Genomic DNA, 16,519 nt, shown 5'->3' with positions numbered 1-16,519 from the left:
TCACGAAGCTCCCTCGGAATCGGAGCTGGGGGCGAGCTGCTGCAAGTCCAACTCCTCCAGGTCGAGCTCCTGCTCCACCCGCTGGAAGGCCGCATCGCCGATGGTGCCGTCCGCCCGCAGCGCGAGGAGCCGCTGCCGCTCGGCCGAGGTGGCCTTGCGCACGATGGCCGCGTCGCAACTGAACGCGCGGCCGTCACTCGTGGCCGCCCCGTCAGGTGCATGGCCGACGCCGCCCTGCGCCGCTTCGGCGCGCCGGAGCATGATCTCGTAGCGGCGGCGCATCAACCCCGACATCTCGTCGCCGGGCAACCCGGCCGTGGCCGAGAGCGCGGCGCGCAACGTCTCGACACGGGCGAGCCGCACCTCCCGCTCCACCGAGCCGTCGTCCTTGAGCTTGAGCACGTTGATGAGAGGGCGCAGCGTCATGCCCTGGACGACGAGGGTCCCGAGCACGACGGAGAACGCGGTGAACAGGACGAGGTCGCGGTAGGGAAACGCGGGCCCGCCGTCCCCGCCGGTCGGAAGAGCGAGCGCCGCGGCGAGCGTCACGATCCCTCGCATGCCGCACCACCCCACGACCGCCGCGGAGCGCTTCGACAGCGCCACCGGATCTCTTGGCCCCGCCGCGCCGTCCGGCGCCGGACGGCACCGCCAGCGACTGAAGGCCGCGGCGCCCGACACCCAGGCGATCCGCGCGAGGATCGTCGCGACACACACCGCGGCCGCGACGCCGACGTACTCGAGGAGCGTGCGCGAGTCGATCCGGCCGAGGATCCCCTTCAGCTGGAAGCCAACGAGGATGAAGGCGAGCACGTTCAACACGAACACGGCGAACTCCCAGACCGCATACGAGGGAATCCGGACGCGTGCCGGGGTCACGTCCGCGGCACGGCGGGCGGCCGCCATCGCGAAGACGACCATGGTGAGAATGCCGGAGAGGTGGAGCCGCTCCGCGAGCATCCAGACCGCGAACGTCCCGCAGAACTGAGCGACGACCGCGATGGCGACATCGTGTATCCGCGCGGTCAGCAGGACCATCACCCGCGACAGCACCAACCCGAGCACCGCGCTGCCCACGGTGACGACGAAGAGCAGGGGAATGACGCCCGCTGGCGACAGCGCACCCGCGAGCGTCGCACCGACGGCGAGACGGTAGATGAGAAGCGCGCTCGCGTCATTGAAGAGACTCTCGCCCTCGAGGATGACGAGGAGCCGGTACGGCGGGCGGAGTTGCTTGAGGACGGCGGTCGCGGCCGCCGCGTCGGGAGGCGCGACGATGGCACCGAGCGCCACCGCGACGGCCCAGGGCATGCCGGGCACGAGCAGGCGGGCGACCACCGCGACGACGGCGATGGTGAGCACCACGGCACCGACGGCGAGGCCGGCAACCGTCCGCCAGTTCGCCCGGAGATCACGCAGGGAGGAATCGAACGCGGCGTCCAGGAGCACCGGCGCGACGAAGAGCGTGAGCGCGAGCTCGGGATCCAGGACCAGCGTCGGCGTGCCAGGAACGAGCGCCAGGCCCGCGCCAGCGAGCGCCACCAGCGCCGGGTAGGGAGTCCCGATGCGCCGGGACAGCGCGGTGAGGGCCGCCCCGGCGAGCAACAACGCGATGATGAGCTCGAAGACGTGCATGCGTCCTATTACCTCAACCGCTCGAACCGGTACGCCAGTTCCGGGCCTCCCTGTCCGCCGTACGCGAGCTGGGCGATGAGCATCGCGAACGGCTCGGAGTACCGGGCCATTCGCAAGGGGCCAGCGTCCACGGGATCGAATCCCACGTGGCGGATCAGCTCGGCGACAACCGCTTTGCTGCTCGACTCGTCGCCACAGTACACGAGGCTGGGTCTGGGAGCTTTTCGCCGGCCCTCGAAGACGCCCACAAGCACTTCGCTCGGCACCGTGTTGAAAGCCAGGACGACCCGGGCCGTGGGAACCTTCTTCGCGAGCTCCTCCGCACCCGAAGAGGTATGGGCAACGACGAGGTCGGTGTTGCTCGCGTTCAAGGGAAGTGAGCAGCTCACGAGCACCTTGCCCGACAGGTCGCCCGCCTGAGCCAGGACCTCGTCCACCTGGGACCAGTGCACGGCCAACAGGAGAGCGTCCGCGTTCCGCGCTGCCTCACCCGGTGTTCCCGCTCGCGCGTTCCCACCGGCATTCCGCGCGAGCTGTTTCAGCTTCTCCTGGCTGCGCGAGTAGCTGAACACGACGTCGTGGCCGGCACGTGCGAAGAGCGTCCCCAGCTTGCTACCCATCAATCCCGAACCCAGAATGCCCACTCGCATGCGACCTTCCCTTGCCTGAGTCTCCGCGGCGCACGTCTGTGCCGTTGTGCCCCGAGTTCATGAAGAGAAGTACGCCCCGCTCCCGCAGATGACTACGTGCCAGGGAACCAATAGGCTCTTAAGCAGCGCTTAACAGTAGTGGTGAGGCTGGGGGGCTCGAAGCCGAGCACGATTCAGAACACAGTCCATGCCCGGCCGGTCAGTGGCCACGAGCGAACACACGCCAAATCCTCCTGCTCGTCTTCCCACCCAGGAGAACTTCCGTGCGTCCACCGTCTGGTCACCAACCCCCGCCCTCCGCGGGCTCCCCCACGGCCACGCAGTCCGAATCCCGACTCGCTCCAGAGCCCCAGGGCCGGATCTCCACCGGCCATCATGGCGTGATTCGCGGCTCGGACCTGAGCCGCCGCTCTCCTCAGTTCGAGGGCCGTTTCGGGCGCATGTTCCGCACCCTGCCGGCCGCCCAGTTCGACCCCGACGAGCTCGCCGAGCTGGGCAAGAACATGGTGGCCGAATTCGAGCCCACCCCCACTCCCGAGGACCAGCGAGACGACGAGGAGAATCCCGGAATCTCCGCGGGCTTCACCTACCTCGGCCAGTTCATGGACCACGATCTGACGTTCGACCCGACCAGCAGTCTGGAGCGTCAGAACGATCCGGATGGGTTGGTGGACTTCCGCACACCCCGCTTCGATCTGGACTGTGTGTTTGGGCGCGGCCCCGATGACCAGCCCTACCTCTACCGGGATGACGGCCTGCACCTGTTGCTGGGCGCTCCGCTCTCGGGCAACCCCGCCGACCCCCATGCCCACGACCTTCCCCGCAACAGCCCCGACGGCCAGGACCCGGCTCGCGCGCTCCTCGGAGATCCGCGAAACGACGAGAACACGATCGTGGCGCAGCTGCAGGCCACGTTCATCCGCTTCCACAACAGCATCGTGGATTACCTGATCGACCGGGATGGGATGACCACCTTCCAGGAGGCGCAGCGCCTGGTCCGGTGGCACTACCAGTGGGTCATCCTCCACGACTTCCTGCCGACCATCATTGGCGAGCAGATGCTCCACACCCTCCTGCCCCACATCGCCAAGGGGACGGACATCCTCCAAGACCCGCCGCAGCTGCTGTTCTACAAACCCATCAAGGAGGGCTACATCCCCATCGAGTTCGCCGCCGCCGCGTACCGGTTCGGCCACTCCATGGTCCGGCCCATCTACCGCATCAACGAGTCCACTGACCGCCTGCCCATCTTCTCGTCGAGGAACGAGGACAGCCTCGTCGGCTTCGGCAGCATCCGGAAGGACCTCGCCATCGACTGGCGGCTGTTCTTCCACATGGGGGACGCGCCCCTGCTCGGCAAGATGCGCATTCAGCCGGCCTACAAGATCGACACGTCCATCGTGAACCCGCTCGGGTCGCTGCCCCACTCCGTCGCTGGCGCCCCGCCGCATTCGCTCGCCACGCGCAACCTGCTGCGAGGCCTGAGGATGGGCCTGCCCTCCGGGCAGGACGTCGCGCGGTTGATGGGCGTCGAGCCCATTCCGGATGAGCAGCTACGGGTGGGCAAGGCCACCGAGGCGGACTTCAAGTCGAATCCCTCCATCACGGAGTTCGGCGACTTCGCCGGCAACGCGCCGCTCTGGTTCTACGTGCTCGCCGAGGCGATGCAGTCGTTCAAGGACAACGACTCGGAGATCCGCCTCGGGCCCGTGGGCGGGCGCATCGTGGGCGAGGTCATCATCGGGTTGATGCTCGCCGACAACTACTCCTTCTTCCGGCAGGCGCCGCGCTGGCGTCCGCTCCAGGAGTTCCGCTCGCCCAGTGATGAGTTCAAGATGGCCGACCTCATCCGACAGGCCCAGAACCCGGTCGTCTGAGCGAGCCTCTGCTCTCCATGGAATGAACCGCGAGAAGGAACGCTGCTGCCTGGAGGCTACTTCTTCGCGGGAGGAGGCCGCAGGCTCAGCCCCGCCTTGGCGGAGCCCGAGCCCTCCTCCGGGCACACGTAGCGCGCCTTGCGCAGCGCCTGAACCAGGCACTCGCGCGTCTCCTCGAGCCCCGGCGGAAGGTTGAACGCAGCCTCGTTCACCGTGCCGTCGGGGGCCAGGGCGAGTGTGATGGGTGCCTCGAAACTCGCCGAGAGCGGCTTTCCCTTCACACAGGCCGCGGCCGCGGCGCTGACTTCCTGCGAGGATTCTTTTGGCAGCTCGTTCACCCAGACTGTGTTCTCGGTGGGAGGTGAGAACTGGGAGCCGCGTTCCGGACGCGGCTCGCCGCGCGGCGGGTAGTGATTGACGAGCGCCACGAAGAGCCGCCGACCCTTCGCACCGGGCGGAAACGTGGCCTGCGCGAATGCGTCGCAGAGACAGTGGTGATGAGCCGGGCGTGCCCGTTCGTCCGACGCGGAGACGCAGGCGGCGACCTTGCCCTCCCGATCGAGTTGCAGCCCTACGGAGGAGCGGCCGTAACTCTCCACGTGACAGGTCTGGACCCGCTCCTCGGCCGCGGCAAGCCCCTCGCGGAGCGCAACCGCCGCGGCCGATCCGCTCGGGGCGCGGGAAAAGAATGGACCGCCCTTGCGCCAGGGCCCCAGCAGAACAGAGTACTCGAGCTCGACGCCCTGCCCTTTGTCCAGGCCCAGGATGCTGTAGCCCATGGGTGACTGGGGCAACTTGCGGAGGTGACGAATGGCCTCGATCCAGCCCTGGCCGGTCTCGGGATGTGCCACCGTGGCGCGCCAATGCAGCCAGCGATCCTGCTGACCCTCTGCCCCAGGGATCCGTCCCCCGACTTCGAGCATGTGCATCCGCTCACATGATTTGTCTCGCTCGAGGCGGGCCATGGGATCGTCGGTGTCGACGGCGTCGGCAGACGTCGAGACGGGGGAAGGCTTGCAGGCGCTGGTGGCAGAGACGTACGCCCGTCCCGCTCCAGGATAGCGGCGGGAAATCAACTCCTCGAGGCTGGGCGGTCTCGCACAGACCGGGCCGTCATCGGCCGTGCGACCGGATGCGGCGAGCACCGCGAGCGCGCGTATCTCCGTGGGCGGAACGAGCTCGGCGCCGACCTTCTGCTGGGCGAGGAACGCGGCTGCCGCGTCATGAAGCTTCGCGGCCTCTTCGTCCAGGAGCACTGCGTCCCGCGCCTCGGGCGGAGTGACGACCAGGAGCGGCTTCTCCTGTTGCGAGGGCACAACGGAAACGAGCAGGCCGAGGGCGGCGGCGGGGGCAAGAGTCATGCAGCCACCCTACTACCTTCGAGGAGAGCGAAGCGCTCGCCCCCCTCGCTGGTCCCTCCGGTACGCGACTCCGCTGAGTCGTCAGCCACCTGGGCCTGTTTCGTCTCCAGCGGCTCGGCTCAGTTGCAGTAGTACGTCGGGGCGAGCTCGAGGACGCGCTGCTCGGCCATGGGCGACAGCGAGCGCAGGCGAGACAGGAAGAGCGGCGCCTTCATCCCCATGCCGATGAAGCTCCAGATGTACGAGCGCTCCTGGGCCTCGAAGATCTCCTTCCGCTCGGCCTCCGTGAAGGTGCGCTCCGCGGCCTTCTCGAAGGTCTGAAGATCCAGCTGGAGCTGCGCGTTCAACGTCGCCCGAAGCGCCTGGAGGAGCTCGGCGTACTCGGCCATCGCCGCATCCATCGTCTCGGGCGCCTGGGCGATGATCTTCTGGGCCTCCAGGAAATCGAGACGGGTGTGCTGAGCCTCCTCGAGCCAGTGGTGCTTGAGCATGTTGCAGAACAGCGGATCGAGCGCCTCGCGGTCATTGCCACGAACGGTCTCGATGTAGTGCTGCTGCGTCATGAGCTCCATGTGCAGGTTGAAGATCAGCACGCCCAGGTTCGACTTCGTCATGATGGCCTTGGCCACCTGGACCTGGTTGTCGAGCAGGCTCGGGACCACCTTGAATCCGCGGGCGAACGCGCTGGTGTAACGCGAAAAGAGCTGCTGGTGCTTGATCTCCTCCTCGCTGAAGCGCAGGAGCGCGCGCATGTGGGTCGAGTTCCCATGGAGCTCGAGGCCGGCGCGGTGCGACGCCAGGGCGACGGCATACTCCTCCAGGAACAAGAACATGTGGGCATAGCTGTTGGAGCGGATCTGATTGAGCATCAGCTTCTCCTCCGCGTTCAAGCAGCGGATGGATTCCGTCCCTGTCAGTTCATCCGAGAGGAACCGCCGGCTGAAGTCGAGCACGGTGTCCTTGGGCAGCAGATCGTCGATCCTCCACGACACACGCTCGGAACTCTGGATACAGGATTGATACTCGGGGTCTTGGTTGGGCATTCGTGAAGCAGACGACCTGCCACCGTGCTCCGTCAAGATAAACCTGCCCCAATTTATGACTCCCTCGCACTTCGTGTGATTCAGCGGCGGCGAGCTGGCCCAGGTGCAGCGCGGCGGCCGTCCCGGCGGGCCCCGCCCGTCAATGACACGTCAACGGGACCCGTGACACGTCAACTGACACGTCAAAGGCCCTCCGCCAGCACCCCCCTCGCAGCCGCCCTCCTCTGAAGTCCCGCTTGCCGGCCTTGGTATGAAACGTGCTCCATGGCCTTCCTACACCCTGGTGGGGAGGCACCTTCACGCCTCGCAGGAGATCCCTCATGGCAGGAACCCGGTTGTTTCATTCCCTCGCCCTGGTATTGCTGCTCATCACCCCCGCCCTGGAGGCCCATGCGCAGAAGTCGATGGGCAAGACCGTGCCCGTCACCCCGCAGCCCGAGAACGACACGGGAGCTCCACCCGCTACCGAGTCAAAGCCACTGGCGCCCTGGCAGTCGTTGAGCGGAGATGAGTCTCCCACGCTCCTTCAAGCCCTGCGCGCCGGGGCCTCCAAGCCTTCGCCCATGACCATCGTGAAGAGAGGAGACCTGGCCATCACCGAAGGAGACATGGTCGTTGGTTTGTACAACCAGGTCATGAGTGAGTACTCGACGAATAATGCCATCCGGAACCCGCAGCTGAAATGGCCCAAGGTCGATGGGAAGGTCGTCGTTCCGTACCGGGTACACCCCAGTCTGCCGCGCCAGGCGCAGGCTGCCCTCCAGCAAGCCATCGCCGAGTACGACGCGAAGACCTGTGTGCGCTTCATTCCTCAGACCCGGGAACGAAACTTCGTCACCGTGTTCTTGGGTCAGGGGTGCTACTCGTACGTTGGAGATATCCAACAAGGAGAGCAGCAGCTCAGCCTGGGGCAGGGTTGTGAGTTCAAGGGCACGGCCGTTCATGAACTCATGCATTCCCTTGGCTTCTATCATGAGCAGAGCCGGCCGGATCGAGATCAGTACATCACTGTCAACTTCCAGAACGTTGGGCAGGGGATGACGAGCCAGTTCGACATCTGTCAGGACTGCACGACCCAGGATATCCCCTATGAATATGCATCCATCATGCACTATGGCGCCCAGGCGTTCACGAGCAATGGGCGGGACACCATGGTGCCCAAGCAGAAGGGCGCGAAGATCGTCGAGCCCTACGACAAGCCGGGCCTCACGGCGCTCGACGTCAAAAAGATACACAAGCTGTATCAATGCCAGTAGCGATGCCTGAGCGCTCTCGCGGGGCCTCGCCTGGCTCCCGCCCCGGGAGGCAGATGCGGCGAGGCACTCGTCCTCGCTCGTGCCCCCCGGGCTATCTCTGACCCGCGGGGCGTTAGCGGCGGCGAACCACGGCGTGGGCCGGGGCCGCGGCTCCGAGCCGCTCGGACCCGGGCTGCTGCTGGGGCGCATCCGCCCGCTCGAGCGACCAGCCCGTCTTCAGCCCCACGATGAACCACGCGAGCAGCACCGCCCCCACCGCGAACAGCGTGTCCCCGGGCACCCGCAGCCACCGCAGCGTGTTCATCAGCGGCGTCTGCAGGAACTCCGCGCTGCGCGCCCACCACGTGCCCTGCTCGATGGCCGCCTTCGTCTGCAGCACCCCGATGGGCAGCATCGACAGCACCACCATCAGCGCCAGGCCCGCGTTGATGCACCAGAAGGCCCACGCCAGCGGCTTCGTCTTCCAGCGCGCCTCCGGCTGCATCATCCGCAGCGAGAAGAGCATCAGCGCGATGCCCAGCATGCCGTACACCCCGAAGAGCGCCGTGTGGCCGTGCACCGGCGTCAGGTTGAGGCCCTGCATGTAATAGAGCGCGATGGGCGGGTTGATGAGGAAGCCGAACAACCCCGCGCCCACCAGGTTCCAGAACGCCACCCCGATGAAGAACAGGATGGGCCAGCGATACTGCTCCATCCACCCCGGGAGCCGAGACAGACGGATGTGGCTCCACACCTCGCGACCCACCAGCACCAGTGGCACCACCTCGAGCGCGCTGAACGTCGCTCCCAGCGCGATGGCCGCCGACGGCGTCCCCGAGAAGTACAGGTGGTGGAACGTGCCGATGATGCCGCCGAACAGGAAGATGGTGGTGGTGAAGAGCACCGTCGGCACCGCCGTGCGCACCGACAGCACCCCCAGCCGCGTGAAGAGGAACGCCATCACCACCGTGGCGAACACCTCGAAGAACCCCTCCACCCACAGGTGCACCACCCACCAGCGCCAGTACTCCACCATGCCCATGTGGCTGCGCTGCCCATACATCAGGCCCGCCCCGTAGAAGGAGGCAATCGCTAGCGAGGAGATGACGAAGAGCACCAGCAGCGGCCGGCCCTCGGACGGCTTCTTCAGCGCCGGCCACACCGCGCGCGCCGTGAGGAACAGCCACACGAACAGGCCCACGAAGAGGAAGATCTGCCAGAAGCGGCCCAGGTCCACGTACTCCCAACCCTGGTGGCCGAACCAGTACCAGGCATCCCCGTTGCCCAGCCGCTGCTGCACCGACGCCCACTGCCCGAAGAGCGCCCCGGCCACGATGATGACCAGGCACACGAAGAGGAAGTCGACCCCGAGCCGCTGGTACTTCGGCTCCACCCCGCTCACCGCCGGGCCCACGAAGAGGCCCGTGGCCAGCCATGCCGTCGCAATCCAGAAGATGCCCAGCTGCGTGTGCCAGCTGCGCGTCACCGCGTAGGGCACGTACTTCGCCAGCGGCACGCCGTAGAAGCCTCCTCCCTCCACGCCGAAGTGCGCCGTCACGCCTCCCAGCCCCACCTGCACGAGGAAGAGCGCCACCACCACCAGGAAGTACTTGCCCGTGGCCTTCTGGCTCGGAGTGAGCTGGACGCCGAGGAACGGATCCTTCGCGGGCGGTGCCAGCTCCTCGTCCTCCTTCTTGCCGCCCAGGTACCAGAGGAGCCCTCCCACGCCGGCCAGCAGCAGCACCACGGACGCCATGCTCCACATCGTCATGCCGGCGGTGGGCTGGTTGCCCACGAGCGGCTCGTGCGGCCAGTTCTGCGTATAGGTGACGCTGTCGCCGGGCCGGTTCGTCGAGGCGACCCAGCTCGTCCACCAGAAGAAGGCCGTGAGCGCCTTCAGCTTCTCGGGATCGGTCAGGGCGGCCTCGGGGATGGCGTAGGCCGAGCGACCGTTGGCGAAGACGTCCACGTAGTGCGCCGCGTTGGCTCGCATCGCCTCGGCGCGCACCGGGGCCAGCGTCACCGTGCCCGTGCTCGCATCATAGGTGTTGGTGCGCATCAGCGCGGTGAGCCGCTCGCGCAGGGCCGCCTGCTTCTCGGCCGGGGCTTCGGCATAGGAGGCGGCCCCCTCGGCGCGCGCCCAGGTGTCCAGCACGAAGGAGGCCTCGCGGTGCAACCAGTCCGCGCTCCAGTCCGGCGCCACATACGCGCCGTGGCCCCACACCGAGCCCAATTGCTGGCCTCCAATGGACTGCCACACGTTCTGCCCGCGCATGATGGACTCGCCCGTGAGCAGCACCGTGCCGTCGGGGGTGGCCACCTTCTCGGGGATGGGCGGCAGCGAGCGCGAGATGCGGACTCCCTGGCCGCCCAGGACCAGGAAGGAGAGGAGAACGACGGCGCCAAGGCCGAGCCACAGCTTGCGGTGTTGCATGACCGGGGGCTCCTGAAAGGAGGGGATGCGTGGGTTCGCCCCCTCTCAGAGCAAGCCCCGTTCCATGCCGTTCCCCCTCGCGCCTACGCGCTCCGTGCGCGCAACCGGTGCATCCACGGGCTGGAACGCGAAAATTATGCATTCCCAATCCATGTTTTTCTGGATTTGTTTGTTGACTTCGGTCGGCGCACCGAGCGTCGCTTCCCGCAGGTCCTCATCCATCGTCGGTTCTTGTGCTCGGTTGCGTATGTTAGGAATGACGCTCCTGCGTCCATGCCCGTCACCCTGCCAGCCCATGCCGCCGCGGTGCTGCCCTTGTGCCGGGTGCGGTGGCTGCCGCCTGCGGCGCTTGTGGTAGGATCCAGTGTGCCCGACCTCGCGTACCTGTTCGGGATGAGCGCGTTCGCCTCGCACACTCCCGAGGGGCTGCTGCGCTTCAGCCTGCCCGTGGGCCTGCTCCTCTGGGTGTGGCTGGAGGTGCTGGTGCTCCCGGTGCTGCGCCGCACGCTTCCCGAAGTGGGCGGGGTGCAGTGGGGCCGATTCCTGCGCACCCGGGGTCTGCCCGTCGGCGCACGCGCGTGGGCCCAGGCAGCCCTCGCGGTGTGGCTCGGAGCGGCCACCCACGCGCTGTGGGATGGCTTCACCCACCGCTACCGCTGGCCCGCGAAGGAACTCTACCCCCATGCCTCGCTCGCGCTGGGCCCCTGGGAATTGCCGCTCGTCACCTGGCTCCAGCACGGCTCCTCGGTGGTGGGCTCGCTGCTGGTGCTGGGGCTCCTGGCCCGCCGCTACCCCCACCTGCCCGAGACTCCGGGTGGCTCCTGGCGCGGATTCCTTCCGGTGCTGCTGCCCACCGTGGTCCTCGGGGCGCTGGTGTTGGGCCTGAGGTTGGCGAGGGCGCCGCTCCACGCCCCGCTCGAGCTGCAACTGCAGTGGACCGTGTGGCACGTGCTCGATGGAGCGCTCGTCGGGCTCACCCTGGGCTGCGTGTGGGCCCGGAGGTGAGAACCGGCCCGAGGGCCGCATGTCCAGGTGCGGAAGGTGTAGTTGTCGCTGAGCAGACCAGAAATGGCTGCAGTTGCGCGCCTGGCCGGAGGAGAGGCGCTGCAGCCCTCTTCAGGCACACGCCGGCCCAAGCGCAGTGCCCCAGGGGAAGTGACCGGGTCGCACGGATGGCGCCGGGGCTGCTCCGTGCGTTGGTTAGTGGAGGGGATGCCTACTTCTTTCCCGGGTCGTTGGGTTTCTTCTTCGCTAACTCGTCCGGCAATGGGGTTTGGAGGAATCTAAAACCCTGCCCGCCTCGCTGGGGGATGACTTGGAAGCCCTGGCCAGCGATTCGGACAAGCTCGCCATCCCGGGGCGTGGCGCTGGCAAGCCATGCGTCCGCTTCTTCTCTCGTTGCGAACGTGTGGGAAACAGTCACGTACTCAGCGGCGGGCGTGTAGAATTTACGGAAGAACTCGCGGTAATCGTCCAGCTTCTGGTTTTCGCGGACGTAAAGCAGCGCCACGGCGGCGATCCGGATTGCCTCGTCTTCTGGTGTGCCCTCCGGGTATTTCTCATTTACGGTGCGCAGCGTGTTTAGGACGGAGTCAACGTCAAAGTTGGGATTGTATTTCATCGGCATATCCAGATCAGGAGGCGGCAACGGCAACAGGAACCAGAACCAACCAACCCAGGGGGTTTACCGCCAGGGCAAAGGTGACTCCCGCAACAACGACAATCGCACCGACAGTCATTTCGCCCTTATGCCCATTGATCCACTCAATCGCGCGATCCATACTGGAGAAATTCAACTTCTTTTCCTTTTCTCTCAGTGCTTGTTCCTGTTCCTTGTCGCATTCCGCAAACTGCTCTCGACAGGTCTTTATGCACCTTTCGTGATACCAACCGCTTTGCTCCTCGCTGTATGGCCACGGATAGCGGTTGTCCCAGCAGCGTTGCATGCACTCCACGTGCTCTTGTTGGCAATCATGGCCACCAGAGCCGCCAGTAGCGAGCGCGGCACCTAACCCCTCCGCGCTTTTGGAGACGACATAGATTCTGGATTCCGGGCGCTGCGCGTGAGCACATCCAACGCACGCCATGGCTACGGCCGTTATCAAGGCAATCAACTTCATCTGGTGTCCTCTTGATTCGTCCCCATGGTCTCGCGTGGCTGCTCCGGTCCGGCGGTTGAGCTTGTGCCTCCTACATGCAGGTAACTGGTTTTTATGTTTTTCCGCGTTTTACAAGGCTGGCAAATCAGGCCCATAAACTCAGTTTCATGCCGAGTGTACCGAAGGGGCGCTGCACACGTCGCAGCGCCCCCCTTGCCCGTCTGGTGGAGCACACTCCAGCGGCAGCCGATGCCCGGGTCTGGAGGGAAAGGACAGCGACGCGGCACCGAGCGCGCCGCCACCTCGGACACGGTGAGAGGGGCCAGGGCATCGCGTTAGACGCAACCAGCACCTAGGGCGGGCAACAGACGCTCGGGGGCCTGACTCATGCTCCAGTGGATGAGCGGGACACCATCAGAGCGCCGGACCGCGAGGCCGACGTGAAGGAAGCGGGGAACGAAGCCGCGGGGCGACGAACAGGAACCTGTTGTGAGGCGGCACCGAGCGGGGCAAGCGGGCAAGAAACCGCGAAGCGCTGGTGACCAAGGCGAGGTGACGTAAAGCCGACGCTCGTGAGGTGAAGGTCGATGTTCTTACCCGGGGAGCGCTCGCCTGGTCTGGGCACTGCCGGGACCCTGGACTCTCACAGGAAGGCATCGAGCCAGGTGAGCTGCGCGTCGATGGTCTCGGAGACGACGCGCGGCTGATCCGACGCGCTGGGCTCGGTGTAGGGGTTGCCGATCTCCTTGTGCTGCCACTTCACCCAGGTCTGCTTGTACCAGCCCCAGTCGAGGTTGCTTCCCGTCCCCGGCGGCGAGCCCGAGTACGCCGAGAAGGCGCGGATCCCCGAGGCCGGAGCGACCTCCTCCCCACCCGCGATGTGGTACATGTGCAGCCGCCCCTTCCGGGGGAACTGCGCGGAGAGATCCGTGGCCCAGCCGCCGTAGAACGTGCCCCAGGGGCGCACGGGGTTGTTGATCTTCTCCCCGAAGGTGCCCAACTCGCCCTGGGTGTATTTGCACACCCCGTCGAACGACGACACGTAGAGATCGATGCCGTCGTACGCCGGGTTGGCGCGCAGCGCCTGGGCCATGCGCATCACCAGGCAGCCTCCGCGCGAGCTTCCCGCCAGGTAGATGGACCGGGTCTCGGGGCGGATCTGCGCTTGGAGCCAGCCCACGAAGCCGTTCACGATTTGCTGCTTCTCGCCACTGTCGAACAGATGGTCGAAGTTGTTGTCGTTGGCCACGGCCAGGTAGGTGGAGCCCGAGGGAAACCAGCCCAGGGAGCGCAGCTTCATCGCCAGCGAGCGGCCATCCAACGTCACGTTCGGGCAGGAGACGGCATCACAGGTCGCGTCCCAGCTCGCCCCTTGCCCCGTAACCCCGCTGTTGTGCCCGCTGCTGGAGATCTTCTGGCCGGCCGACATCAGGACGATCGCCTCGCGCGTGAGGGGTGCATCCACCTCGGCGATCCGGATGTTGTGGAGGTCTCCGTCCGGTGCTCCGGCCGCGCGGAACTGCTCGAAGCCCGGCGCGGCCTGGTAGTTGCCCGAGCCATCCTTGTAAACCACCCGCTTCGACACCACGGTCCGGCTGCTCCCGTTGGGGTAGCTCAGGGCGGAGGTGCTCGTTCCCTGCTCCTCCCCGGGGGCTTCCAGGGACTCGGGCTCCGGCTGGCCACAGCCCGCCTGGGTTCCTCCCAGGATCAGCGTCACTGCCGCGAGCAACCCCACCGATAGCCGTTCGATGCGCACGTCTTCCTCCTTTGTTCCTTCCAGGCAGGTGCCGTGGCTGGATTGAACGCTCGGTGCGCATGCTCTCACTGGCGGGGAAATCCGTCAATCACTGCATTTCATGGAAGAATTGAGAAGCTGGCGCCGCGGGGCTCCTGCTTCGAAGCGGCGTCAGAACAATCTGAAGGAGAGCCGCCCACGTATAGAAGGATGGAAGGCCTGTTGAAGGCGAGGACGAGAGCGGAGGGGCCGAGGAGGGCCGAGGACAGAGGCCGGCCGAGCAGTGCGCCAAGCTGGTGGAGAGGCCGCGCAGCCCCTTTGAGTACACGCCAACCCAGGCCGCCCTCCCATGAGGTGCGCGGCAGGGGCCCTGGGTTTCTTGGGTGTCTTGAGCTTCAACACCACGCAGCCTGGGGTGGCCCTCGCGCACGGGCCAGGCGCGCACTCGCCGTGGGCAATCCCAGGTGCTCCACAATCGCTCTCACCCCTCGAGCTCCCTTCACGACGGCATCGACACACTGCCACAAGTCCTCCACCCTTAATTGAGCGCGTGACCGTCACGTTGCCGGTTCACCCTCTCAAGGGAGTGAAGCTGCCGGTCGCCCGGTTCATTCGCAGCCAGGACGGCCGGCGCTACGTCGACGTGGAGCATCCTCCCGGACAGTACATGCGACTGCCGCTCGAGTGGACGGACCGCTCCCCACCCCTCGTTCCGCCGAGCGTCGGTGGTCGCGCAGTCCGCCTCTCCGTCCCCGCGCTGCTCGAGCTTGCCAGTGCGGTGCAGGTGGCGCTCGGTCGCACCCAGGGCCCATCAGCCACGCCCCTGGCCCAGGGTGGACCTACGTTGACACATGCCAACGTGTCCTTCCCAGAAATCCAGCCCGCCGTGGGCGGCACTGCCCGTGGAGGCAAGACAGCAACTGCTCGGCACGTGGGCCGCCCTGCTGCACAAGGCGCTGCGCGCCGAAACCGTAGACGCGGAGGAAGGCGATGAACGACAAGGTTCGAGCCACGCATCTGGAGCGTCGCGCGGTGGTATACCTGCGCCAGTCCACGCTCAGGCAGGTCCACGAGCATCGTGAGTCCACGGCCCGTCAGTACGCCCTGCGCCAGCGCGCTCTGGAACTGGGCTGGCCGCCCGAGCGCATTGACATCATCGATGAAGACATGGGCCAGAGCGGTTCGAGCGCGGACAGGCGGGCGGGCTTCCAGCGCATGGCCGAGGATGTCGCGCACGGACGCGTCGGCGTCATCTTCTCGCTGGAAGTCTCTCGCCTGGCACGCTCCTCGGCGGACTGGCACCGACTGCTGGACCTGTGCGGCCTGGCCGACGTGCTCCTCGCCGACGAGCAGGCTGTCTACACCCCGCGCGACTACAACGACCGGCTGCTGCTGGGCCTCAAGGGCACCATGAGCGAAGCCGAGCTGTACTGGATGCGGTTGCGTTTGCAGGGCGGCAGGCTGTCCAAGGCCCGGCGTGGCGCCCTCCACCTCACGCCCCCCGTGGGCTACGAGTGGGAGGAGGCAACGAGCCGGTTTCGCTTCGACCCCGACGAAGGGGTACAGCGAGCCGTGCGCCTCGTTTTCGAGCGCTTTCGCCTGGAGGGCAGCGCGTACGCCGTGCTGCGCTACTTCATGAAGAACGGGTTGAGCCTGCCCATGCGAGAGCCGGGCACGCACCAGCTTCGCCAGGTGCCACCGCGCTACACCCTGCTGCTCTCCATGCTCCACAACCCCACCTACGCCGGTGCCTATGTCTTCGGGCGCAATGAAAGGCACATGGCGCTGGTGGACGGGCAGGTGCGGCGCCAGCGCAGTACGCGGCTGCCGCGGGAAGCATGGAAGGTGTGTTTGAAGAACCACCACCCGGCCTACATCAGCTGGGAGGAGTACATGGCCAACCAGAAGAAGCTCGCTACCAACCATCCCAGCTACCAGCAGCCGGACCAGCGCGGTGCTGCCCGCGAGGGGAGCGCTCTGTTGCAGGGGCTGGTGCTCTGTGGTCGGTGCGGTCACCGGATGCAGACCTCCTACCGGGAGCCCGCGCGTCCGTACTACGAGTGCCGCCGCTTCACCGACAAGGGCATCTGCTGGACGGTGTCGGCCAAGGGCGTTGACGAGGCAGTCGCCCGACTCTTTTTGGAGACGGTCCAGCCGCCGGAGATTGAGCTGGGCCTGGCCATCACCCGGGAGGTGGAGCGTCAGGCCCAAGAGGTGGAGCGCCAGTGGAGACTCCGGCTGGAGCGCGCGCGTTACGAGGCGCAACTGGCCGAGCGCCGTTACAAGGCGGTGGACCCGGACAACCGCGTGGTGGCCCGCACGCTGGAGCGTGAGTGGAACGAGAAGCTGGGCGAGATGGAGGCGCTCGAGCGCGAGCACCAGCAGGTACTGCGGCACGAGAAGGTAGAGCTCACGAGCCAGGACCGAGCACGCCTGCTCGAGCTGGCCAA

At 66.6% G+C, this 16,519-nt stretch carries 12 protein-coding genes and 1 pseudogene; 4 read left to right on the top strand and 9 right to left on the bottom strand.

Going from position 1 to position 16,519, the window contains the following annotated elements:
- Both DAT35_RS36870 and DAT35_RS36865 read right to left on the bottom strand, forming a co-directional pair.
- Nucleotides 1–1,635: a Na+/H+ antiporter gene (locus tag DAT35_RS36870; protein ID WP_108073965.1), complete on the bottom strand. Its 1,635-nt coding sequence runs from the start codon at nucleotides 1,633–1,635 to the stop codon at nucleotides 1–3.
- 8 nt (nucleotides 1,636–1,643) lie between these two features.
- Nucleotides 1,644–2,291, bottom strand: a pseudogene (locus DAT35_RS36865) (NADPH-dependent F420 reductase); the annotation flags it as partial.
- Nucleotides 2,292–2,548: 257 nt separating this feature from the next.
- On the opposite strand from DAT35_RS36865, the gene DAT35_RS36860 reads away from it, so the two are divergent.
- Nucleotides 2,549–4,162: a heme peroxidase family protein gene (locus DAT35_RS36860; RefSeq protein WP_199243103.1), complete on the top strand. Its 1,614-nt coding sequence runs from the start codon at nucleotides 2,549–2,551 to the stop codon at nucleotides 4,160–4,162.
- A gap of 56 nt (nucleotides 4,163–4,218) precedes the next feature.
- Here the strand turns inward: DAT35_RS36860 and DAT35_RS36855 are convergent, their stop codons facing one another.
- Nucleotides 4,219–5,523, bottom strand: a complete 1,305-nt coding sequence (locus DAT35_RS36855; protein ID WP_108073963.1) for a hypothetical protein — start codon at nucleotides 5,521–5,523, stop codon at nucleotides 4,219–4,221.
- 119 nt (nucleotides 5,524–5,642) lie between these two features.
- Entirely contained in the window at nucleotides 5,643–6,566 is a 924-nt protein-coding gene (locus tag DAT35_RS36850) for a hypothetical protein (protein ID WP_108073962.1), read from the bottom strand.
- A 320-nt stretch (nucleotides 6,567–6,886) separates the two neighbouring features.
- Between DAT35_RS36850 and DAT35_RS36845 the strand changes: the two genes are divergently transcribed.
- Nucleotides 6,887–7,822: a M12 family metallopeptidase gene (locus tag DAT35_RS36845; RefSeq protein WP_108073961.1), complete on the top strand. Its 936-nt coding sequence runs from the start codon at nucleotides 6,887–6,889 to the stop codon at nucleotides 7,820–7,822.
- A gap of 112 nt (nucleotides 7,823–7,934) precedes the next feature.
- Here the strand turns inward: DAT35_RS36845 and DAT35_RS36840 are convergent, their stop codons facing one another.
- Nucleotides 7,935–10,235, bottom strand: a complete 2,301-nt coding sequence (locus DAT35_RS36840; RefSeq protein ID WP_108073960.1) for a nitric-oxide reductase large subunit — start codon at nucleotides 10,233–10,235, stop codon at nucleotides 7,935–7,937.
- Nucleotides 10,236–10,280: 45 nt separating this feature from the next.
- A complete protein-coding gene (locus DAT35_RS59430; protein ID WP_158502064.1) occupies nucleotides 10,281–10,457 on the bottom strand; it encodes a hypothetical protein in 177 nt (58 codons plus the stop codon).
- Between the two features lie 51 nt (nucleotides 10,458–10,508).
- On the opposite strand from DAT35_RS59430, the gene DAT35_RS36835 reads away from it, so the two are divergent.
- Nucleotides 10,509–11,240, top strand: coding sequence for a DUF4184 family protein (locus DAT35_RS36835; protein ID WP_108073959.1), 732 nt, complete (start codon nucleotides 10,509–10,511; stop codon nucleotides 11,238–11,240).
- A gap of 211 nt (nucleotides 11,241–11,451) precedes the next feature.
- On the opposite strand, the gene DAT35_RS36830 is transcribed toward DAT35_RS36835, so the two are convergent.
- From DAT35_RS36830 to DAT35_RS36825, 3 genes are all read right to left on the bottom strand, one after another.
- Nucleotides 11,452–11,856, bottom strand: coding sequence for a hypothetical protein (locus tag DAT35_RS36830; RefSeq protein ID WP_108073958.1), 405 nt, complete (start codon nucleotides 11,854–11,856; stop codon nucleotides 11,452–11,454).
- Nucleotides 11,857–11,869: 13 nt separating this feature from the next.
- Entirely contained in the window at nucleotides 11,870–12,355 is a 486-nt protein-coding gene (locus DAT35_RS58435; protein ID WP_146210051.1) for a hypothetical protein, read from the bottom strand.
- Nucleotides 12,356–12,977: 622 nt separating this feature from the next.
- On the bottom strand, nucleotides 12,978–14,090 hold the full coding sequence (locus DAT35_RS36825; protein ID WP_108073957.1) for a hypothetical protein: 1,113 nt from the start codon (nucleotides 14,088–14,090) through the stop codon (nucleotides 12,978–12,980).
- Nucleotides 14,091–15,059: 969 nt separating this feature from the next.
- Here DAT35_RS36825 and DAT35_RS36815 point away from each other — a divergent pair.
- On the top strand, nucleotides 15,060–16,519 hold a 1,460-nt coding region (locus DAT35_RS36815; protein ID WP_108073956.1), incomplete at its 3' end, for a recombinase family protein.

Source organism: Vitiosangium sp. GDMCC 1.1324, assembly GCF_003044305.1.
Taxonomy (GTDB): domain Bacteria; phylum Myxococcota; class Myxococcia; order Myxococcales; family Myxococcaceae; genus Archangium.
The sequence above is the reverse complement of the archived record's forward strand: the minus strand, read 5'-3'. Positions and strand labels throughout refer to the sequence as shown.